General features: G+C 62.2%; 18 protein-coding genes and 1 tRNA gene. 16 read left to right on the top strand and 3 right to left on the bottom strand.

Annotation, left to right across the window (positions count from 1 at the left end; all coding sequences use genetic code 11):
* The first annotated feature begins 5 nt into the window (after positions 1-5).
* The 16 genes from tolB to nadA all read left to right on the top strand — a co-directional run bounded on the left by tolB (position 6) and on the right by nadA (position 19,090).
* A complete protein-coding gene (gene tolB / locus DWF74_RS08490; protein ID WP_170001676.1) occupies positions 6-1,286 on the top strand; it encodes a Tol-Pal system beta propeller repeat protein TolB in 1,281 nt (426 codons plus the stop codon).
* A 53-nt stretch (positions 1,287-1,339) separates the two neighbouring features.
* The gene (gene pal / locus DWF74_RS08485) at positions 1,340-1,837 is read left to right on the top strand and encodes a peptidoglycan-associated lipoprotein Pal (RefSeq protein ID WP_003227510.1); all 498 of its coding nucleotides are present in this window, start codon (positions 1,340-1,342) and stop codon (positions 1,835-1,837) included.
* A 6-nt stretch (positions 1,838-1,843) separates the two neighbouring features.
* Positions 1,844-2,665, top strand: coding sequence for a tol-pal system protein YbgF (gene ybgF, locus DWF74_RS08480; protein WP_115580762.1), 822 nt, complete (start codon positions 1,844-1,846; stop codon positions 2,663-2,665).
* Between the two features lie 167 nt (positions 2,666-2,832).
* Positions 2,833-3,480 carry a 7-carboxy-7-deazaguanine synthase QueE gene (gene queE, locus DWF74_RS08475; protein ID WP_102860562.1) on the top strand — a complete coding sequence of 216 codons (648 nt, stop codon included), beginning with the start codon at positions 2,833-2,835 and terminating at the stop codon, positions 3,478-3,480.
* A 28-nt stretch (positions 3,481-3,508) separates the two neighbouring features.
* Positions 3,509-4,183, top strand: a complete 675-nt coding sequence (gene queC, locus DWF74_RS08470) for a 7-cyano-7-deazaguanine synthase QueC (protein WP_162884155.1) — start codon at positions 3,509-3,511, stop codon at positions 4,181-4,183.
* A gap of 63 nt (positions 4,184-4,246) precedes the next feature.
* Positions 4,247-4,322 (top strand) — tRNA-Lys (locus DWF74_RS08465).
* A 450-nt stretch (positions 4,323-4,772) separates the two neighbouring features.
* Positions 4,773-6,011 carry an aspartate aminotransferase family protein gene (locus tag DWF74_RS08460; RefSeq protein WP_115580761.1) on the top strand — a complete coding sequence of 413 codons (1,239 nt, stop codon included), beginning with the start codon at positions 4,773-4,775 and terminating at the stop codon, positions 6,009-6,011.
* 21 nt (positions 6,012-6,032) lie between these two features.
* Complete coding sequence (locus tag DWF74_RS08455) at positions 6,033-8,933, top strand: AMP-binding protein (protein ID WP_115580760.1); 2,901 nt, start codon at positions 6,033-6,035, stop codon at positions 8,931-8,933.
* Positions 8,914-9,849 carry a DMT family transporter gene (locus DWF74_RS08450; RefSeq protein ID WP_115580759.1) on the top strand — a complete coding sequence of 312 codons (936 nt, stop codon included), beginning with the start codon at positions 8,914-8,916 and terminating at the stop codon, positions 9,847-9,849. Before DWF74_RS08455 ends, DWF74_RS08450 begins: the two co-directional genes overlap by 20 nt.
* Positions 9,850-10,317, top strand: coding sequence for a GNAT family N-acetyltransferase (locus DWF74_RS08445; RefSeq protein ID WP_102860567.1), 468 nt, complete (start codon positions 9,850-9,852; stop codon positions 10,315-10,317).
* A 113-nt stretch (positions 10,318-10,430) separates the two neighbouring features.
* Positions 10,431-11,639: a Coenzyme F420 hydrogenase/dehydrogenase, beta subunit C-terminal domain gene (locus DWF74_RS08440; protein WP_240322040.1), complete on the top strand. Its 1,209-nt coding sequence runs from the start codon at positions 10,431-10,433 to the stop codon at positions 11,637-11,639.
* Positions 11,636-12,979: a 3-phosphoshikimate 1-carboxyvinyltransferase gene (locus DWF74_RS08435; RefSeq protein ID WP_115580757.1), complete on the top strand. Its 1,344-nt coding sequence runs from the start codon at positions 11,636-11,638 to the stop codon at positions 12,977-12,979. The genes DWF74_RS08440 and DWF74_RS08435 overlap by 4 nt, the downstream gene beginning before the upstream one ends.
* Positions 12,979-13,989, top strand: a complete 1,011-nt coding sequence (locus tag DWF74_RS08430) for a zinc-dependent alcohol dehydrogenase (protein ID WP_115580756.1) — start codon at positions 12,979-12,981, stop codon at positions 13,987-13,989. Before DWF74_RS08435 ends, DWF74_RS08430 begins: the two co-directional genes overlap by 1 nt.
* A 4-nt stretch (positions 13,990-13,993) precedes the next feature.
* Positions 13,994-17,062 (top strand): AMP-binding protein, encoded by a 3,069-nt coding sequence (locus tag DWF74_RS08425; protein ID WP_115580755.1) that lies wholly within the window; start codon positions 13,994-13,996, stop codon positions 17,060-17,062.
* Positions 17,059-17,700, top strand: a complete 642-nt coding sequence (locus DWF74_RS08420; protein ID WP_115580754.1) for a thioesterase domain-containing protein — start codon at positions 17,059-17,061, stop codon at positions 17,698-17,700. The genes DWF74_RS08425 and DWF74_RS08420 overlap by 4 nt, the downstream gene beginning before the upstream one ends.
* A 331-nt stretch (positions 17,701-18,031) precedes the next feature.
* A complete protein-coding gene (gene nadA, locus DWF74_RS08415; RefSeq protein WP_102860573.1) occupies positions 18,032-19,090 on the top strand; it encodes a quinolinate synthase NadA in 1,059 nt (352 codons plus the stop codon).
* 63 nt (positions 19,091-19,153) lie between these two features.
* Here nadA and DWF74_RS08410 read toward each other — a convergent pair whose 3' ends face one another.
* The 3 genes from DWF74_RS08410 to gcvT form a co-directional block, all read right to left on the bottom strand.
* Entirely contained in the window at positions 19,154-19,639 is a 486-nt protein-coding gene (locus DWF74_RS08410; RefSeq protein ID WP_102860574.1) for an RDD family protein, read from the bottom strand.
* Positions 19,640-19,735: 96 nt separating this feature from the next.
* Entirely contained in the window at positions 19,736-19,948 is a 213-nt protein-coding gene (locus DWF74_RS08405; protein ID WP_007977299.1) for a cold-shock protein, read from the bottom strand.
* 392 nt (positions 19,949-20,340) lie between these two features.
* A complete protein-coding gene (gcvT, locus tag DWF74_RS08400) occupies positions 20,341-21,465 on the bottom strand; it encodes a glycine cleavage system aminomethyltransferase GcvT (RefSeq protein WP_102860575.1) in 1,125 nt (374 codons plus the stop codon).
* Positions 21,466-21,505 lie beyond the last annotated feature (40 nt).

Below are 21,505 nucleotides of genomic sequence, written 5' to 3'. Positions count from 1 at the left end.
GAGGAATGCTTGTCGTTATTTGCTGTATGGCAGGGATAGCGGCAGCGGATGAAAAAAACATTCTGGTCACCAGCGGCAGTGATCGGGCCACTCCGATCGCGGTAGTGCCGTTTGGCTGGCAGGGCGGAAGCGTGCTGCCGGACGACATGGCGCAGATCATCGGTGACGACCTGCGCAACTCGGGTTACTACGCACCTATCCCCAAGCAGAACATGATCAGCCTGCCGACCCAGGCCAGCGAAGTCATCTTCCGTGACTGGAAAGCCCTGGGCGCGCAGTACGTGATGGTCGGCAGCATTGTTCCAGCGGGTGGTCGCCTGCAGGTGCAATACGCACTGTTCAACGTCGCCACCGAGCAGCAAGTGCTGACCGGTAGCGTGTCGGGCAGCGTCGATCAGTTGCGTGACATGTCGCACTACATTTCCGATCAGTCCTTTGAAAAGCTCACCGGCATCAAGGGCGCGTTCTCGACGCGCCTGCTGTATGTGACGGCTGAGCGCTTTTCGGTGAACAACACCCGTTACACCCTGCAGCGTTCGGACTACGACGGTGCGCGGGCCGTGACTCTGTTGCAGTCCCGCGAGCCGATTCTGTCGCCGCGTTTTGCTCCGGATGGCAAGCGCATTGCGTACGTGTCCTTCGAGCAGAAGCGTCCGCGCATCTTCGTCCAGCACATCGATACCGGGCGTCGTGAGCAGATCACCAACTTCGAAGGCTTGAACGGTGCACCTGCCTGGTCGCCTGATGGCAGCCGCCTGGCATTCGTGCTGTCCAAGGATGGCAACCCGGATATCTATGTGATGAACATGGCATCCCGGCAAATCAGCCGTGTCACCAGTGGCCCGGGCATCAATACCGAGCCGTTCTGGGGCAAGGATGGTTCCACCATCTATTTCACATCCGACCGTGGCGGCAAGCCGCAGGTCTATAAAAGCAATATCAACGGTGGTGGCGCCGAGCGTGTGACCTTTATTGGTAACTACAACGCCAACCCGAAACTTTCTGCTGACGAAAAGACCCTGGTAATGATTCACCGCCAGGATGGTTTCACCAACTTCCGGGTGGCGGCTCAGGATTTGCAGCGCGGTAGCGTAAAAATCCTTACAGACACCAACCTTGATGAGTCAGCTACTGTTGCGCCCAACGGCACCATGGTAATCTACGCCACCCGCCAGCAGGGCCGGGGAGTCTTGATGCTCGTGTCCATTAATGGACGTGTGAGGCTCCCGCTTCCTACCGCTCAAGGCGAAGTCAGAGAACCGTCCTGGTCCCCTTACCTGAACTGACGCGGCGCTACAATGTTTCACTTAACACACTGGGGTTCATTAGGAGTTTCACGATGGAAATGTTGAAGTTTGGTAAGTTTGCTGCGCTGGCTCTGGCCATGGCTGTGGCTGTAGGTTGCTCCTCCAAAGGTGGCGACAACGCCGGCGAAGGCGCTGTTGATCCAAACGCTGGTTACGGCGCTAACACTGGTGCTGTTGATGGCTCCCTGAGCGAAGAAGCTGCTCTGCGCGCAATCACCACCTTCTACTTCGAATACGACAGCTCGGACCTGAAGCCAGAAGCCATGCGCGCTCTGGACGTTCACGCCAAAGACCTGAAAGCAAACGGCGCTCGCGTTGTTCTGGAAGGCAACACCGACGAACGTGGTACTCGTGAGTACAACATGGCTCTGGGCGAGCGTCGTGCGAAAGCCGTTCAGCGCTACCTGGTTCTGCAGGGCGTTTCCCCTGCACAGCTGGAGCTGGTTTCCTACGGTAAGGAGCGTCCAGTTGCTACTGGCCACGACGAGCAGTCCTGGGCTCAAAACCGTCGCGTCGAACTGCGTAAGTAATTCGTCATGCGAACGTGCCGTCGTGCTGTAACTATTTTGGCTCTCAGTCTCACGCCGCTTGTGGCGTGGTCTGCGGTTCCTGTGGTCGATAACAACTCCGGCTATAACAATAGCGGGAGCAGTTATCCGCCAGCGGGTTATGGCACGAACGGCGCCTATGCCGGGGGAGGGGTTTCGACCCCTGTCTCGGCACAGGGCGAGCTGTTCCAGCAACTGCAGCAAATGCAGGAGCAGATTGCACGGCAGCAAGGTGTGATCGAAGTTCTGCAAAATGATGTAGCGCGCATGAAGCAAGAAAGCCTGGAGCGATACCAGGATCTTGATCGGCGCATAGGAAGCGGTGTTGCACCTGCCGCGACTCCTGAGAATTCTTCTACCGGTGGCGATAGCAATGCCGCCGGTGCCGCCGGCGCTGCTGCCCAGGCACCAGCTGCCAGCAGCGAACCCGGTGATCCGGCCAAGGAAAAGCTCTATTACGATGCTGCCTTCGACCTGATCAAAGCCAAGGATTTCGACAAGGCGAGCCAAGCTTTCTCGGCATTCCTGCGCAAGTACCCCAACAGTCAGTACGCCGGCAATGCCCAGTACTGGCTGGGTGAAGTGAACCTGGCCAAGGGCGATCTGCAAGGCGCAGGTCAGGCGTTCGCCAAGGTTTCCCAGCTGTATCCCAAGCACGCCAAGGTGCCGGACTCGCTGTACAAGCTGGCTGATGTAGAGCGCCGCCTGGGTCATACCGACCGGGTCAAAGGCATTCTGCAGCAGGTGGTAGCCCAGTATCCGGGCACTTCCGCCGCTCAGTTGGCACAACGGGATCTGCAACGCATGTAAATGCGTTGGCGGCCGTTACAAGAAACCCGCGCTTGCCGCGGGTTTTTTCGTTAGAATCCATGCCCTTTTTTCTGAAACACGCTTCCTGGGATCTGCGCGATGGCGGGGTTCCTTGAAGTGCCTGACGGAGGCGGACAGCCTGTTTAGCTGTTACGCCCGTGGCGACTATGCAAGACACATTGAGAATCACCGAAGTTTTCTACTCGTTGCAGGGGGAAACTCGGACTGCCGGGCTGCCCACGGTTTTTGTGCGCCTGACCGGTTGTCCGTTGCGTTGCCAATACTGCGACAGTGCCTACGCCTTCAGCGGCGGCACCCTGCGTACTCTCGACAGCCTGCTGGAGCAGGTTGCCGATTTCCGTCCGCGTTACGTCTGCGTCACCGGCGGCGAGCCGTTGGCCCAACCCAATGCCATTCCCTTGCTCAAGCAGTTGTGCGATGCCGGTTATGAAGTGTCGCTGGAAACCAGCGGCGCCCTGGATATCTCGGCCGTGGATCAGCGCGTCAGTCGGATCCTTGATCTGAAGACGCCGGGCTCCAAGGAAGCTCATCGCAATCGCTACGAGAACATCGAGCTGCTGACCGCCAACGATCAGGTCAAGTTTGTCATCTGTTCCCGCGAGGACTATGACTGGGCCGTGTCCAAGCTGATCCAGTACGGCCTTGAGCGACGTGCCGGCGAAGTGCTGTTTTCGCCGAGCCATCACGACCTGAATGCACGGGACCTGGCGGACTGGATCGTCGCTGACAACCTGCCGGTACGCCTGCAATTGCAGTTGCACAAATACCTTTGGAATGATGAGCCAGGGCGCTGACATGACTGAGCAAGCACAGAACCAAACCTTGACCGAAAAGCGTGCAGTGATCCTGCTCTCCGGTGGCCTGGACTCGGCCACCGTGGTGGCCATGGCCCGCGCCGAAGGCTACCGCTGCTACACCATGAGTTTCGATTACGGCCAGCGCCATCGTGCCGAGTTGCACGCTGCCGAGCGCGTGGCGCGGGATCTGGGCGTGGTGGAGCACAAGGTGATTGGCCTGAACCTCAACGGTATTGGCGGCTCGGCACTGACTGACAGTTCCATTGATGTGCCGGAAACTCCCGGTGAAGGTATTCCGGTGACTTATGTGCCGGCACGTAACACCGTATTCCTGTCCCTGGCCCTGGGCTGGGCGGAAGTCCTGGAGGCGCGGGATATCTTCATTGGCGTCAACGCCGTGGATTATTCCGGCTACCCGGATTGCCGTCCCGAGTTCGTCGAAGCGTTCGAGCGCATGGCCAATCTGGCGACCAAGGCCGGTGTCGAAGGGCAGGGCTTCCGTATCCAGGCGCCTCTGCAGAACCTCAGCAAGGCCGAGATCATCAAGGCCGGGGTGCGCCTGGGAGTGGATTACGGGCTGACGGTTTCCTGCTACCAGGCGGACGACAGGGGGCATGCGTGCGGTAAATGTGACAGCTGCCGTCTGCGTGCGGAGGGCTTCAATGCAGCCGGTATCAGCGATCCAACACCTTATTTTTGATTTTTTTCACATAGGGTGTTGAATTCCCGTTAGAAATCAGTATTATACGCGCCACCACACAGCGGGTCGTTAGCTCAGTTGGTAGAGCAGTTGGCTTTTAACCAATTGGTCGTAGGTTCGAATCCCACACGACCCACCATATTTGGCGGTTTAGAAAATCCGGAAGGCCCACGCAAGTGAGGATTTCCGGGTTTTTTTTTGCCTTGCAAAAACGTCCCTGCCGCGCTGCGATGGTTCAACTCACCAGCTCCCCCCACGACTCAAAGCCCCGTGTTTCTATAACGACTGGCCTTTTGCCGGTAGCCCGACTCCTCCCTAAAAACCTTGATAAATTCAGGGGCTTTATCTGAATTCCCACTTTTTTTCAGTGGTTATCGCTTTAAATTCGAAATAAGTGCGGGTCTCGTTGACAGTGCAAATGCCTCCCGCGTAAATCTTGCCGCCATTGCCGACAGGGGTTGCGTCCCTGGCAAGGAGAACACGTACCAGGGTCGGTAACTTCGCAACCAGCAGGGTTTTGCCCTGCCTGCACGAATCTGCCCCTGAGTATGTGCGTGAGTCACAAGCCCGGCTTACTCAAGGTGACAGGATGTTCACAGAAGCGGTTGCAATATCCGTTAAGCGCAGCGCCCCCTCCAGCCCTTCCGTTGTTCGTGGCAAGGGATGCTTTCTTTACGATGAGCAGGGCAAATCCTTTCTCGACATGTCCGGTGGCAGCGGCGCCGCCAACCTGGGTTATCAGCGCGATGACCTGGTCGAGGCCCTCAAGCGTCAATCCGAACTGCTGATTCATACCGGCTGGAATATCGACAACCCGCAGCGCCATGAAGTGGTGGCCAAGCTGGAGGGCCTGGTGCCCTACGCGCAAGCTTCGGTGTTTGCCGCGGTCACCGGTGCCGAGGCGATCGAGGTAGCGCTGAAAATCGCCCGCGCCGCGACCGGACGCCCGGGTGTGATGTATTTCCACAATTCCTTCCATGGCAAGACCCAGGGCGCCTTGTCGGTGACCTCCAACCGCGGTTTTCGCAAGCACCTGGCCGGTAGCGACAGCCTGCAACTGACCGCCCTGGCCCTGGATTATGACGCCGACCAGGACCCGGCCCGAGCCGCCTTGTGGCGCGAGCAACTGGCCGAGGATCTGCGCCAGGCGCAGCAGGCCAATCGCTTGCCGGCGGCGCTGATCATCGAACCGATCCAGGCGGCGGAAGGCATGTACCCGGTGCCCCTGGCGTTGCTCGAAGCGATTGTCGAACTGGGCAAGACCTTCGGCGTGATCACCATCTTCGATGAGATCTACACCGGTTTCGGTCGCACCGGGACCCCATTTTTCAGCAACCCGCAGCTACTTCCGGACTTGCTGGTCCTGGGCAAGGCCCTGGGCAACGGCCTGCCGATTTCTGCAGTGGTGGGCCGCCCGGAGTTGGTGGACTGCCTGGGGTATGCCGAGCATTCCTCCACCTTCACCCTGATGCCCCTGGCCTGCGCCGTGGCCTCCAAGGTGCTGGACATCTATCACCAGGAACAACCCTGGGAGTGGGCGGCGAGCAACGGCGCCTATCTGCGCCAGGCCCTCGAGGAACAGGGGGCGCAGGATGCGCGGGTGGTCAATGTGCGCGGTCGCGGTCTGATGCTCGCCTTCGATTTCGAGGGCCAGGGTCAGGGCGGTGATGTACTGGCCCTGCGCAACCGCCTGCTGGAGCACGGCGTGATCGTGCGCACCGGCGGACGCAATCCGGCGACGGTCAAGCTGACCCCGCCACTGAGCATCTCCCGGCAGGAAATCCAGGCATTCATGCAGACGCTGCAGGGCGTTTGCCGCTCCCTCTAATAACAACAAGGCAGGGATATCATGTTGCAGGCTTTTGCTCGCATGGCGGGTACCGATGTTGCAGGAATCATTGATGTCCAGGGCAGCCTTGGTTTTGCCGAGCTAGACCGGTTGCGCGAGGCCGTCAGTGCCGAATTGAAAGGGTTGCAGCAGCCGGTGGTGGCGTTGTATGCCAGCCATGGCCGGGCCATGTATGCGGCGCTGATCGCGGCCCTGTCCAGCGCCCGGCGCGTGGTGTTCATTGACCCGGCGAGCAACCTGGACGAACTGGCGCCGGTGCTTGAGCGCCTGGGCGTGAACCTGATCCTCAATGGCACGACGCGGCCCGGCGCGCAACTGAGCGCCTCCTTGCCGGTGCTCGACCTGCTGCAGCTGCAGCCCCGGCCCGTAGCCCCTGGCCGTGCATACCCGCTGCGCTGCCAGGAGTACGTGATCTTCACCAGCGGCTCCACCGGTGAGCCCAAGGCCATAGTGCAACGCATCGAGGCCCTGGGTCGGCACATCGACAACTACATCGGCCATGTCGGTATCGGCCCTGGGCAGCGTGTCCTGCAACTGGCTTCCGCTGGCTGGGACGCCGGCCTGATGGACATCTTTGCCAGCCTGAAGACCGGCTCCACCCTGTGCAGCCTCAATCCCCGGGAACATGACTTCGCCGCCGTCGAGGCAATGATCGCCGAGCACGACATCGACGTGCTGCACATGACCGTGCCCTACCTGCGAGCCTTCTACAGCGACGCCAGCGCCACTTACGCCCAGCCCAAGCGGTTGGTGATCGGTGGCGAGATCATCCACCCCTCGGACATCCAGCGTTTCAACCAGGCCTTTGCGCCAGGTTCGCAATTGTTCAACGCCTACGGACCGACCGAGTGCACCACCGCGCTCTACGCCAGGATCGATCAGGGGCAGACCCTGCAGGACCCGACCTGGGCCCTGGATCGTCCGGTGGAGGGTGTAACCCTGGAGATTGCCCAGGAGCCGGGGCAGCCCTATGGCGAGGGCGTGGGTGAATTGCTGCTCTATTCCTCCCTGGTTGCCCGGCGCCTGGACCCGGCCAGCGGGCTGATCGTCGAGCTGACCCAGCCCAGCCCCACGGACCCGCAGCGCCCGTGCTACGCCACCGGCGATCTGGCGTGCCGCCTGCCTGATGGCGCTATTCGCCTGCTGGGGCGCAAGGACTCCATCGTCAAGGTCAACGGGCAGAAGGTCAGCCTGGTTCAGGTGGAGTCGGAGCTCAAGGCCCTGGCCCAGGTGCAGGAAGCCTGTGTGATCGCCCATCAGGCGGGGGATAACGTGGCCCTGGTGGCCTTTGTCATTGCCCGCGACGCCAGCCTCGACGAAGACCTGCTGCGTCAGGCCGCCAGGGCCGCGCTACCGGCGCACAGGGTGCCGGCGCGGTTCATGCTGGTGGAGCGTTTCGCCCTGAACCGCAATAACAAGATCGACCGGCAGGCGCTCGCGCAACTGGCCGCCAGTGCCATGGCACCAACGTCAACAGAGGCCGCATCGGAGCCTTTGTGGCAGGCCATCGGCCAGGTGCTCGGCGGGCAGAGTGCGGACCCAGCCAGGAGTTTTATCGACAATGGCGGTGATTCGCTGCGGGCCTTGCAGGTGGTCGCCACGCTGAAGAGAAAAGGTCTGGTGCTGGACCTGGAAGAGCTGCTGTCGGATCAGGCGCTGGGGCAGTTGCAGCTTCAGCCGGCGAAGGCCAAGGCCCGTCCCGGGGTTTCACGAGCACAGGCCATTGGCTTGCCCAATCGGCGTTTTCTGCTCAGCCGCGGGATCAGCGACCTGGACCACTGGAATCAGGCCCTGGTGCTGGATATCGCCGCGGGCGAGGAGCCAGGGCGGGTCAGCCAGGCGTTGCGGGCGATATTCAGCCATCACTTCATCGAGCACGGCGTGCAGGACCTCGGCTTGCTGCCCGCCACGACGGACCTGCAACAAGCCGTGGCCCAGACCTGCGCGACCATCTCCCTGAGTCAGGGGCAGCACTTGTGTTTCAGTCAGCAACAGGACGCCGATGGCCACCACCTGATCATTGCCGGGCATCAGTTCCAGGTCGATCGGTACTCCTGGATGCTATTGGTTTCCGAGCTGGACGAATGCTTGGTACGGGGCCTGGAGTGCATGCAGCGCTGGGCTCGGCCAACGGCTTTCGAGGAGTGGCAGCAGACCTACCAGCGTGAGCATGCCGCTGCTACCCATGAGGCGTTCTGGGAGGCGCTGCCGTGGAGCCGCTGCGGGCCGTTGACGGCGCAGCAGCCCGAGTTTCCCCGGCGCGAGGCCTTTGGGCGGGTAGAACTGTCTTTGGGCCCGGTCCGCGACCTGCCGCAGTGGGCCCAGGGCGTTGTCGAGACCAGCCAGCTGTTGCTGGCGGCGATCCTTCGCGCCATGAGCCAGGGTGACGACAACCCGTTCCAGAAAGTCCATGTGCTGGATCACGGCCGGGCCCTGGACAAGAGTGGCGCCGAGCTCAACAGCGTGTTCGGTTGGCTGACGGTGATCTACCCCCTGGTGTTGCAGATCACCAGCCTGGACCTGCAGGCGATTGCTGGCGCAATCAAGGCCAGCCAACAGGCCAGCCAGGGGATCGCCCACAGTTTCGGCAACCGCTATTTCGCCACGCCCGAGGCCGAGCGGCTCAAGGGGCTGTTCGATTGTGGCTACAGCTACAACTTCCTCGGCGCCGTGGAGAACGAACCCGGGGCCCGGGTCGGCGTGCATCCCTTGAGCCTGCAGTTGATGCAGGGCAGCCCCAGCCATCACCTGGAGTTCACCGGCTACCTGGCTGCGGGCGAGCTGTTGCTGAAAATCGATTACGACCCGCAGGTCTTCGGCGCCGAGCGCCTGGAGTCGTTGTTGAGCGGGATCGTCACTGCCTTGAACGAGAGAAACCTCCATGAACGCCATGCTCGATAACAACAAGAAACCTCGTTCACTGGTTGCCGTGCTGATGTTTCTCGGTTGCCTGCTGATCTGGTCCACCAACTGGATCGCCATCTCCCTGCAGGTGGAGCGCAGCGACGTCGGCTCGTCGCTGATGCTGCGCTTCCTGATCGCCTATGGCGTGCTGTGGTTGTGGCAACGGCTGTTCGCCGGCCCCCGGCAACCGGTGGCACGCAAGGCCTACCTGCTGATGGCCACGGTGGGGGTGGTGTACTTCTATGCCGGCATTGGCCTGGCCTACCTGGCCACTGCCTACCTGGGCGCTGCGCAGATGGCCTGCCTCAGCGCCTTCGTGATTTTCTTCATCATCGGTCTCAAACGGGTGTTCCTGCATGTGCCGGTTGCCTTGCACAACCTGCTCGGCGCAGGGGTGTGCATTGCCGGGCTGGGGGTGTTCATGCTTGGCGATCCGGGACGGCCGCTGTCGCTGGCTGGGGTGGCTCTGGGGCTGACGTCCTTTCTGGCGGTGGCCATCGCCTCGGTGCTTTCCGAACATATCCAGAAGACCTTCCAGCTCGGCACCTTGCACATCAACAAGGTCGCGTCCGGCTGGGCCTGCGCCCTGTACGCCATCAGCCTGCTGCTCAGCGGCCACAGGCTGCAGCTGCCCGCAACCCTGGTCGACCTCGGCATCCTGCTGTACCTGGGGGTGGTGTGCTCGGCATTGGTGTTCGTACTGTTCATCGACCTGATCAAGCGCATGGGCGCCGAGAACGCCGGCTACGTCGGCGTGCTGTACCCGATCGGTGCCAGCTACCTGTCGGCGTGGCTGGGGGAGACGCCCCTGAGCCTGCACCTGATGCTCGGCAGTGCCCTGGTGATGTTGGGCAGCCTGATCAACTTCAAGTTTCGCTACCACCCCGCCCCCAAGAAAGTGGAGTTCAGCTGAATGAGCAATGTACGGATACGCCAGGCAACCACGGACGATCTGATCGGTATTTTCGAGGCCCACCGCAACTCGGTAGAGCGCCTGTGCACCTCTGAATACAGCGATCAGCAGATCCGCATGTGGCTCGATGGGCGCTCGCCGGAAACCTACCGCGAAGCCGTGGAAAAGGGCTTGTTGTGGCTGGCCGAGGGCGAGCAGATCGAAGGTTTCGTCGAGCTCGACGGCAACGAGATCAGCAAGTTGTTCATGCGTGGCGACGGTGCCAGGCGCGGTATCGGCAGCCGCCTGCTGGAGGTGGCACTCGCTCGACTGCGGGCCAGCGGTGCCCGCTCCGCTTACCTGGAGGCGACTCTGACGGCCGAAGGCTTCTATGCCCATCACGGCTTCCAGAAGATCGGCGAAGGTACTTTCAGCCGGGGCAACAGCCCGGTCTCCATCGAAATCATCAAGATGGAACGCCCGCTTTGAGCTGACCGTCAGCGGCCCCTTCAGCACAGCAGGTTCTGCCCGCCCCTGATTCGCAGGGGCGCGGCCGGCTGCACCCGGAAAACGGCACACGAGGCTTGTCCAAGATGACAGGGATGTTATTGAAACTAACGGTGCTCGATCAGAATCTGTGTGCCGGTTGCGGCGCTTGTGCCCTGGTGTGTCCAGAGCAGGTGATCAGCTTCGACCCGGATCGGGTGGTGCCCTTGCTGGAGGGCATCGGCGACAGTTGTGGAACTTGCACCGAGTGCCTGGCGGTGTGTCCGGGGTTGCAGCCGGATACCGATCGCGCCGAGCTGGAGTTGTTCGGTCGTACCCGTCGCGCCGATGAGCGCTGGCTGGGAATCAGTCGCCACGCCATCGGCGCGCGCTCCACCGATCCGCAGATTGTCCGGCGCTCGGCCAGCGGCGGCACCGCCACCACCTTGTTGCTGACTGCTCGGGACCACTTCGGCGTGGACCTGACCCTGACCATGGGCCGTCACCCCGAGCAGGGCTGGCGCAGTGCCCCGCAGCTGGGCAGCGCCGCACAGGCGATCATCAACAATGCCCAGTCCACCTACCAGTTGGCGCCTTACCTGAATGCCCTGCGTGAAGTTTACGAACAGCAGCCCAAGGCACGCATCGCCCTGGTGGGGCTGGCTTGCCACGTGCAGGCGATCCGCAAGTTGCAGCGTCGGGACACGGCCATCGGCCACTGGGCCCGCAGCCAGATCGTTTGCGTGATCGAGACCGCCTGTTCCTCCAACACCTTGCCGGCCGGCACCCGCAGCATCATCAGCGAAGTGCTGGGGCAGGACCCGCAACAGGTCCGCAGCATCAAGTACCGCGAAGGCGATTACCCCGGGCGCCTGCAAGTCACCCTGCTGGACAGCCAGACCTTCGGCATCGATTTCTGGGAAATCCTCGGCAAGCTCAAGGACAACAAGACCTTTCGCTGCCTCAGTTGCGGTGACTGGATGAGCGGGCTGGCCGACGTCAGCGTCTGTGACGGCGACCCGAACATTTTTGAAGCCAGTCTCAACGGCTCCCAGGAGCAGAAACACGGCCGTGCGCTGATCCGTACCGAAAGGGGCCAGGCCCTGGTGGACAGTGCGATCGCCCACGGCCGGCTGGAAAGCTGGGGCGTCGACCTGAGTGGCTTCAACCTCGGCCTTGAACGCAAGAAGAATCGCCGGCGCTTCTACGAAACCCAGCCGCTGGTGCTGCCCGCCGGCCCCGGTGTGGGCGACTCCTTCGACGACGAAGCGCTGGTGGACGACGCCGAACTGATCAACCCCGCCAAGTACAGGAGTACCCCATGATCGATTATCCGGACCGGCCCATCGATTTCACCCTGGACCGTGAACAGCAGGTCTGGGCCAACATCGACGACTACTTGCCGTCGGACAAGTCCATCAGCCACCGGATGATCCTGTTCGCTGCGCTGGCTCGGCACCCGGTGCGCCTGCGGGACCTGAACCGGGGCAAGGCGGTGACCCTGTTGCTCGATGCCCTGCAGCAACTGGGCCTTGAGGTCACGCCGGGGCAAGCGCCACAGAGCCTGGAGATCAGCGGTGAGTTCGCCCAGGCAACCCATGATCGGCGGGTCGACCTGGGGCCCTCCAGCGCTGCGGCGCGGCTGTTGATCGGGATGCTGGTGGGGCTCAATGTGCCGTGCATCGTCGACGGCGACGAGACCCTGCGCAATCGTCCCTTCGACTGGATCGTCGAGCCCTTGAACCAGATGGGTGCCCACCTGGAGTACCTGGGCCGGCCGGGAGCGCTGCCAATCCGCATTCATCAGGCGTCGTTCCAGGGCGGTGCGGCGCAGATCCGGATTGGCAGCGCCCAGGCCATCAGCACCTTGCTGTTTGCCGGGGTCGCGGCACGCAAGCCGATGTCGATCCGTTACCCGGTGGTGGCCCGGGATCACACCCAGCGCATCATCAACAGTTTTGGCGACTGGCTGCAGGACGAGCAGCTGCAGATCCACTATCAGCCCCGTGATTGTGCGATCCCCACCGAGATCAGCGTGCCCCGCGACCCATCGGCCATTGCCTATCCCGCGGCGTTGTTCCTGCTGTGCAACCGCCACCAGGAGCAGCAGTGCCTGAGCTTCGACAACCTGTGCCTGAACCCGACGCGCCTGGGCTTCTTCAACTGGCTGCTGGCCTGCGGCTTCAACCTGACGCTGGAAGTGGACAGCATTCGCCATGGCGAGCCGGTGGGGCGTCTGCTGCTGCGCGGCGGTGGCCGACCCAGGGCCCACGACTTGCGCGACAAGCATCAGTTCCACGCGATGATCGACGAGGTGCCGCTGGCCCTGGCCATCAGCTGCGTGCTGCCGGGAAGTGCGACCTTCAGTGACCTTTACGAACTGACCTTCAAGGAGTCGGACCGGATCGCCGCCACCCGCAGCATGCTCAACGCCCTGGGCCTGGACTATCGGGTCGAGGGCTACGACGTGCAGGTGTCGGGCGGGCAGACACCGCGAGTGCAGGGGGCGATCCCGACCTTCGGCGATCATCGCCTGTCGATGACTGCCCATGTGCTACTGCTGGCCCACGGGCTCAAGGCCACCATCCTCGAAGGGCATTGCTACCAGACTTCCTTTCCAGGGTTCGCCCAATGCCTGGATCGCCTGACCGGACGGGAGGTCTGATGCGCGCCGATTGCTACACACTCACCGCCTGTGGCGCCAATGGCGTGATCGCCCTTGAGGCGCCGCTCGCCGCACTGGCGGCCACCGAAGTGCGGGTGGCGGTGGACTATTCCATGGTCAGTCCGGGGACCGAGCGCCACTACCTGCAGCAGGTTCGCGAGACGGGCGAGCAGTTGCCACTGGGCTATTGCGCGGTCGGGGTGGTTCACGCAGTGGGGGCCAAGGTTGCAGGCTTGCAACCGGGGGACCGGGTGGTGGCCATGGGCTGGAAGATCGCCACCCATTCCAACTGGATCCAGGTGCCGCAGCGCCTGGTGTGCAAGGTGCCGCCGTCACTGACTCAGGACCAGGCGATTCTCGCCACCCTGGGCGCCACGGCCGTGCATGCGGTGGACCGTGCGCAATTGCAGGCGGGGGAACAGATCCTGGTGGTGGGCATGGGCCTGGTGGGCAAGATGCTCGGCCTGGTGGCGGCCTGTCATGACGCGCGGATCTGGGTGGCCGACCTGAACCCGGCCGCCATCGATCCGGGCCTGCCGGTGCGGGTGCTCGACCTGCTGGCCGAGCCTGGGGCGATGGCCGGGCGCTTCACCCGGATCTTCCTGTGCATCGACGGCGATATCAGCGCCCTGTTCCCGCGCTTGCTGGCGCTGCTCGATCCGCAGGGCAACGGGCAAACCCGTTCGCGGCTGGTGAATGTCGGGCGAGTCAGCCTGACCCTGGAGCTCTCGCCGCAAATGGGCAACATCGACATCGTCAACGTTTCCCGCTGCGGTAACGGTTATCGCGACGACGCCTACCATCATGGCCTCAAGAATGTGCAGTGTCCGGCGGGGGAAGCCAGTGTGGAGCGCAACATCGCGCGCTGCCTCGACTACCTGGTGGCCGGCAAGGCCTGGTTGGAGCACTTGCAACGTGTCGAGATGAATCTGCACAAGGCGTTGCAGACCTACAACTCAGAGGCGTTCTTCGCCCCTGGAATCAACCTGATCAAGCACAGGGACGATTAACGGCATGGGCTATCTATCTATTGCTTCGCGCCTGGATGAAGTCTTCGCTCGCCACGCCACGGACACCGCACTGAGCTGCAACGGCGCACGGCTCAGCTACCGAGAGCTGGAGCGGCGCTCGGCCGCTGTGGCGGCGCGGGTGCTGGGCCTCGGCCTGTCGCCGGGCAGCACCCTGGGCCTGGAAGTGGAGCGTTCGATCGAGCAACTGGTGCTGCTGGTGGGCATGGTCCGGGCAGGCCTGTCGTACTGCTATCTGGACCGCAGCAATCCGCCCCAGTGGAACCAGTCGGTCTGTGAGCGCAGCGGCGTGCATTGGCGCATCACTCAGGAGGCTGCCGGTGGCCCCGGGTATCTGGCACTGGGGCCATTGCTGGCGCCGCCGGACGAGCGGCCGTGCTGGCCACAGCTAACCGGTGCCGAGCCGGTGTACGTGAACTTTTCCAGCGGCACTACCGGCGCACCGAAGATCATTCCCTGCACCCATCGCGGGGTGTTGGGCTTTTGCGACCGCCCGCGACACTTTCCGTTGCAGCCGGGTTTTCGCATGCTCTATGCCTCGAACCTGACCTTCGATGCCTCGCAGTTCGAGATCTGGACTGCGCTGCTCAATGGCGGCGAGCTGCATATTCATGTCCCCGGTCCGCTGACCCTCGGGCACCTGCGGCGTTACATCCATGACGCCGGGGTCGACAGCCTGTGGCTGACCTCGACCCTGTTCAACACCTTCATCGACATCGATCGCGACTGGCTGCGGGGTGTCCAGCGGCTGATGGTCGGCGGTGAGGTGCTGTCCGCGGGGCATATCCAGCAGGCCTATGCCGCCGCCGACGGGCTGACGCTGTACAACGGTTATGGCCCTACGGAAAACACCATGGGCACCTGTGTCTATGCCATTCCCCGGGACTTTGACAGCACCCGGGAGATTCCCATCGGCCATGGCGTGGACGATGCTGTCTTGCTGCTGGTGCGGGCCGACGGGCAGGAATGCGATGTGGATGAGCCCGGTGAATTGCTGATTGCCGGAGATGGGCTGTCCCCCGGTTATCTTGGGGACGCCGCGCTGACCCGGGAGCGCTTCATCGAACGGCCGTGGCAGGGCCAGACGCTGCGTTGCTACCGCAGCGGTGATCTGGTTTCCCGCGATGGCCAGGGGCTGTATCACTTTCACGGCCGCAGCGATGACCAGATCAAGTTGCGTGGCCAGCGCCTGTCGTTGACTGAGGTGGCTGCGGCCTTCAAGCGTTATCCGGGAATGCTCGACTGTGCGGTGCTGCTGGATGACCTGGGGAGCGAGGCGCAGTTGCTGCTGGTGTACCTGCAAGCCCCCGGTGTCGAGCCTGGGGCGCTGGCCGAGTATGGTCGGCAACGCCTGCCGCCGTTCATGCTGCCGCAGCGCTTTGTCGGGCTTGAACGCTTTCCCCTGCGGGCGTCCGGCAAGCTGGATATCGCTGAACTGAAGCAGCGCCTGTGCGGCGAGCATCGGCCCCGGGACGTGGACGATTCGGCAGCGGGGCGTTTTCTCGCGCGCTTTGGCGTGTTGGCTCATGACCGTCAGCGCAGTTTCTTCGACAACGGAGGCAACTCACTGGGGGCAATCAAGCTGGTGGATACGGTGAACCGGCACCTGGGTCGGGAGGGCCTGGGCCTGGAGCAGTTCTACCGCATGAGCAGCCTGCAGCAGTTGCTGGACTGGCTGCAGGCGCAGCCCATTTTGGCGTCGTTGCTGGAAAGGGGCACCGAGCAGTACTACGTCACGCCACTGCAGCAGGAGTCGCTGTCCGAAGCCCATGCAGGGTTTTCGATCAACAGCCACCTGGGGCGTTTTGCCGTGCTCCGCGCCACCTCCGCCAGCCAGGCCCGGGAGGTGTTGCGCAACGTTCCCGAGCCGTTGCAGGCGGCTGGCGACAGTCGCTGGATCGGCCTGAACAAGAGCCAGCTGTCGATGGTGTATGCCGAGCTGTTGCACAAGGACCTGCGGGCCAACAACGTGCTCTATCTGTTCCGGCCCGAGCAGTTGCCGGCCGCCGGGCTGGACCTGGCGACGCTGGCCCAGGGGCTGAAGCAGCGTTATCCGCTAGCGGGCTGTCGAGTGGCCCGGGTCGAGGGCGAGTACTGTTTCGACCTGGCCCCCGAGCCGCCGGCGCGCCTGTGGCTGGACGCCGTGGCGGAGTTCCCCAGCCAGGAGGCCTGCGTGGAACACTTCCTCCAGCGGCCGCTGTCGTTGTTCGAACAGGACCTGTGCAGCCTGTTCAAGGTGCGCATCGACGGCGTCCTGCACCTGGGTCTGTGGCTGCATCACATTCTCGGCAACCACGTCGGACAACTGAGCCTGCTGCGCAGCGTTGAGCAGTTGGCGCAGGACCCGCAGTTGACAGCGGAGGGGGCGGACTTTTCCTTTATCGGCAACAACCTGATGCAGGTCGAGGACTATGAACGCCTGGCAGATGGCGGCACCGAGGCCTGGGAGCAGGAGGCCGAGGAGTATGCGCCGCTGGCCGATGTCGCGGCGCCGGCGGCCACCGCCCAGCCGGTACAGATGCGGGCGCGGTTGGCCATGGACCCGTTGAAGCTGGCCTCGCCGCAACGTCTGTTCCACCTGTTGCAGGCGTTTCGCCAGGGCTGTGCCGGGGGATTGGGGATCGAAGCGCCTATCGTCAATCTGCTGTTCGCCTGGGCCGAGCAGGCGGTGATCAGCGGTTTCTCCACTTACACCGTGCCGGTGCCGCTGACACCGGAGCGATTTGCCCAGGGTTGCGAGCCGCAAGCCACCATGGACTACCTGAATGCCAAGCTGGCCCGAGCGGCGCTCGGCTATGAGGAGATACTCGCCGCGCTGGGCTTGTATGGCTTTGCCCCGGCGTTCCTGTGCAACTTCGTCGAGCTGCCGGCCAGTGATGCACAGTGGCTGCACACCCGGATCGCCAACCCCGTCACGGAGTGGCCCAAGACCCTGCTTGACCTGACAGTGGTCAAGTCGGCCCAGGGCTGCGAGGTGCTGCTCAACAGCTATTTGCCAGAGCCGCAGGCCCGGGCCTTCCTTGAGTCTTTTGTTGCGGCAGGGGAACGGCGATGAAGCTGATCTGCTTTCCCGACTTTGTCGGCCATCCGATCTGTTTCTCCGCCCTGGGGCGGGCGCTCAAGGGGCGGGTGTCGCTGGTGCAGGTCAACTACAGCGACTACTGGCCCTATTCCAGTGTCGGCGCCCTGGCCCGAAACATTGCCCAGGAGCACGACCTGAATACAGTGGACGCGGTGCTGGGTTACTCATTCGGCGCCTATGTGGCCGCTTGTTGCGTGGCACAGCGGGGCCCGGCGAGTGCGCCGCAGCCGGTATTGCTGGTGGACCCGCCACGGCTGGCGGAGCTACGGGGACTGGCCCCGGCCGCCATTGCCCAGCGCCTGGAAGCCGACCCGCAGTACGCCTATATCGACGACTTGGTGGATGCACAGTTGGTCAGCCGTGACTGCGTTCACGGCAATATCCTGCTGCTCTCTGAGTGGCAGGCTGTGTCGCTGAAGGGGCGCTCGGTGGATGTGCTGCTGTCTGCTGGCCGCAGCGCCGAGGCGCTGGCCCAGGGCTTGGGCCTCGATCCGGCTCAGGACAATCGCTACTGGCGGGATGAGCGGAGTCACCATGCTTCAGTGATCAACAGCCTTGATGTGGCGACCTGGCTTCTGGACCGCAGCGCTCTGCCGCGAATCGCTTGGTGAGCGGTTGTGGGTTGTTCGAGGCGAGTGAAGTTCCCGTCGGGTCTCTCCTTGCACCTCCTGCTGGTGCATGCCGGACCGGGGCAGGGTAGTGTTCGGCCCGACCGACGGTCCAGGCGCGTCTTGAACCCGCCCGGGGCAGATACGGAGCCGGCGGGGCGGGGCGTGGCTGTTGGGCAGAATAGGCTTTTGAATACCCTGGATATTCTGTAGCCTTGCGCGGCTCCAATGCTGTCCGTACCTGATGAACTCACTCTCCCGGCGGGGCCCTAAGCGGTCCGGAGCCGGTGGTATACTCGACTTTCGCGCCCAAGCGCCTGCAGGTCTTGCGAACATGACGCAAATTTCTGAACGCCTTCTGGTTCAAGCCCACCTCGACGCCAAGCAGCCCAAACCCTTGAGCGCTGAGCAAGAGGCCCATCTGCGTACCGCCATCGCTGCCGAGCTCAAGGCTCAGGATGCGGTGCTGGTTGCACATTTCTATTGTGATCCGGTGATTCAGGCCCTGGCCGAAGAAACCGGTGGCTGTGTTTCCGACTCCCTGGAAATGGCGCGCTTCGGCAATGCCCATCCGGCCAAGACCGTCGTGGTTGCCGGTGTCCGCTTCATGGGGGAAACGGCGAAGATTCTCAATCCTGAAAAACGCGTGCTGATGCCGACGCTGGAAGCCACTTGCTCTCTCGATCTGGGTTGCCCGGTGGATGAGTTCTCGGCTTTTTGCGATCAGCATCCCGAGCGTACCGTGGTGGTGTATGCCAACACCTCGGCTGCGGTCAAAGCCCGCGCCGATTGGGTGGTCACCTCCAGCTGCGCCCTGGAGATCGTCGAAAGCCTGATGGATAACGGCGAGAAGATCATCTGGGGTCCGGACAAGCACCTGGGGACTTACATCCAGCGCCAGACCGGTGCCGACATGCTGCTCTGGGACGGTGCATGCATCGTTCATGAAGAGTTCAAGTCCAAGCAACTGGAAGACATGAAGGCGCTGTACCCAGAGGCGGCGATCCTGGTGCACCCGGAGTCCCCCAGTTCGGTGATCGATCTGGCTGACGCGGTTGGCTCCACCAGCCAGTTGATCGCGGCCGCGCAGCGCTTGCCGAACAAGACCTTCATCGTCGCTACCGACCGCGGCATCTTCTACAAGATGCAGCAGCTGTGCCCGGACAAGGTGTTCATCGAGGCGCCTACTGCCGGTAACGGCGCGGCATGCCGCAGTTGCGCCCATTGCCCGTGGATGGCCATGAATACCCTTGAGCGCACCTTGCAGTGCCTGCAGCAGGGCAGCAACGAGATCCATGTGGACCCGGCGCTGATCCCTAATGCGGTTCGGCCGCTCAAGCGCATGCTGGACTTCACCCAGGCGGCGCGGATGAAACTGGCGGGTAACGCCTGATCGGTTTTCTCCCGTGGTCATGAAAACGCCCCGATCTGTCGGGGCGTTTTGGTGAGTGGCGGGCTATTTCTTCTTGGGGATACGCACCAGCTGGGTATTGGAATAGATGTCGTGCCAGCTGCGTTTCTGCTTGTCCACCAGCACCCAGAAGAAGCCCAGGCCGGCGCACAGCCAGGACGCGATCGATACCATGAAGCGCAGCAATGCCTGCCACAGGCTGATGCGGCTGCCATCGGCGTTCTGTACGCGGATGCCCCAGACCTGCATGCCCAGGGTCTGCCCTGAATGGGTCCAAAATTTGGCGAAGAAGCCGAACAGCACAAACAGCAGGACGGTGGAGTACAGCGGGTCGCCATCCAGAGCGCCGGATTCGGTCAAGGCACGCATCCGCGCTTCGCCGATGATCTGCATCTGGATAAATTTGTAGATGCCGCCGGTGACGATCAGCAGGGCGACGCACAGTAGAAAATCATAGAACATCGCTGCCAGGCGACGTCCCAGGCCGACAGTAGGGAAATCGCCTTGGGGGCTTAGCAGATGCTTCGACATGACAGGCTCTCGACTGAAAAAAGAAGCCATTTTACGGAATTGCGCGCACAAAAAAGCCCCTGATGTCAGCATCAGGGGCTTTTTCGTTACAGACGATTAAGCTTCTGCTTGTACTTCGTCAGCCTGCATGCCTTTCTGGCCTTGCACAGCGATGAAGGTCACTTTTTGGCCTTCTTTCAGGCTCTTGAAGCCGTTGCCCTGAATGGCGCGGAAGTGTACGAACAGATCCGGACCGCTTTCTGGAGTGATAAAACCAAAACCTTTCTCGTCGTTAAACCACTTGACGGTACCGCTCTGACGTTGGGACATTTCTTATTTCCTTTGACGCTAAAAAATTAATGACAGTCTCTTCCTCATGAAAGAGTACTGGGCTGGGTTGCAGGAAAGTAAGAGACGTCGAACGGGTTGTAGCAAACTTGTTAGCTACTGCCCAGGTCACGATTCCAAGCGACCCATGCAAACACAGTGGGGAAACTCTACGCCAACTATGGGAGAAAAAACAAGCCCCGCGAAGCCCCGGTTTTACTCAGCTTTCCGAGGTTTGGCGGAACTAGCGTGCAGGGCTTATTCGATAGAGTTGTTCAATTGTTTTCGGGCGTTATAAGTAGCGTTCAGTATCGAAAATATGCACTGTTTTATGGCGGTTGCGTTACAGATTAGTGCACTTCTAACGCAACCGCGTTACTTATAGAAACAGTCCTTTAGCCACGGTAGTAGCGTTGTGGCACGAATGGCATTTTGCTTACAAGCATTGGCACCTTTTTCCCACGAACTATTGCAGCAACCGGCGTATCAAGTGCGCTGTGCTTCACATCGAGGTAACCCATGGCCAATGGACCGCCCAAGGTGGGGCCGAAGCCGCCGCTGCAGACGCTACCGATGATGTTGCCTTCGGCGTCGACGATTTCCGCGCCTTCTCGTACCGGTGTCCGTTCCTGGGGCAGCAGGCCGACGCGTTTGCGACTGACGCCATCTTGCTGTTGGGCAAAGATCGCCTGGGCGCCTGGGAAACCCCCAGCCCTGGCACCATCGGCACGGCGGACCTTGGAGATAGCCCACAGCAGGCTGGCCTGGATCGGCGTGGTGTCGCTGTTCATATCGTGGCCATACAGGCACAGGCCGGCTTCCAGGCGCAGGGAGTCACGGGCGCCCAGCCCAATGGCCGCCACTTCTGGCTCGGCCAACAGCGCCCGGGCAAGTTTTTCCGCCTGATCAGCCGGTACCGAGATTTCGAAGCCGTCCTCTCCGGTGTAACCCGAACGGCTGACAAAACAGTCGGCGCCCAGCACCTGCACCGGCTTGAACTGCATGAAGGTCATCTGCGCCACTTCCGGCGCCAGGCGTGCCAGTACGGTGACTGCTGCCGGTCCTTGCAGTGCCAGCAGGGCGCGTTCTTCGAACAGGGGTTGGATGTCGCATTGATCGCCGATGTGCTGGCGCAGATGGGCCAGGTCCTGCTCCTTGCACGCGGCGTTGACCACCAGGAACAGTTGCCCGTCGCCCAGGTTGGCGACCATCAGGTCGTCGAGGATGCCGCCCTGTTCGTTGGTGAACATGGCGTAGCGCTGCATGCCCACCGGCAAGTCGATGATGTCTACCGGCACCAGGGTTTCCAGGGCCTGGGCGGCATTGGCGCCGCTCAAGCGGATCTGCCCCATGTGGGACACATCGAACAGACCGGCGTGCTCACGGGTGTGCTGATGCTCTTTCATCACCCCAAGCGGGTACTGCACCGGCATGTCGTAGCCGGCGAACGGCACCATGCGGGCGCCGAGTTCCAGGTGCAGGCTGTGCAATGGGGTTTTCAACAGTGTTTCGGTGGACATGGGCAACTCCTGAAAAATGTGCGGATGCGTCGCTTGGGCA

The sequence above is a fragment of the Pseudomonas protegens genome, from assembly GCF_003363755.1.
GTDB classification, from domain to species: domain Bacteria; phylum Pseudomonadota; class Gammaproteobacteria; order Pseudomonadales; family Pseudomonadaceae; genus Aquipseudomonas; species Aquipseudomonas danubii.
This window is presented reverse-complemented; position numbering and strand designations above follow the sequence as displayed.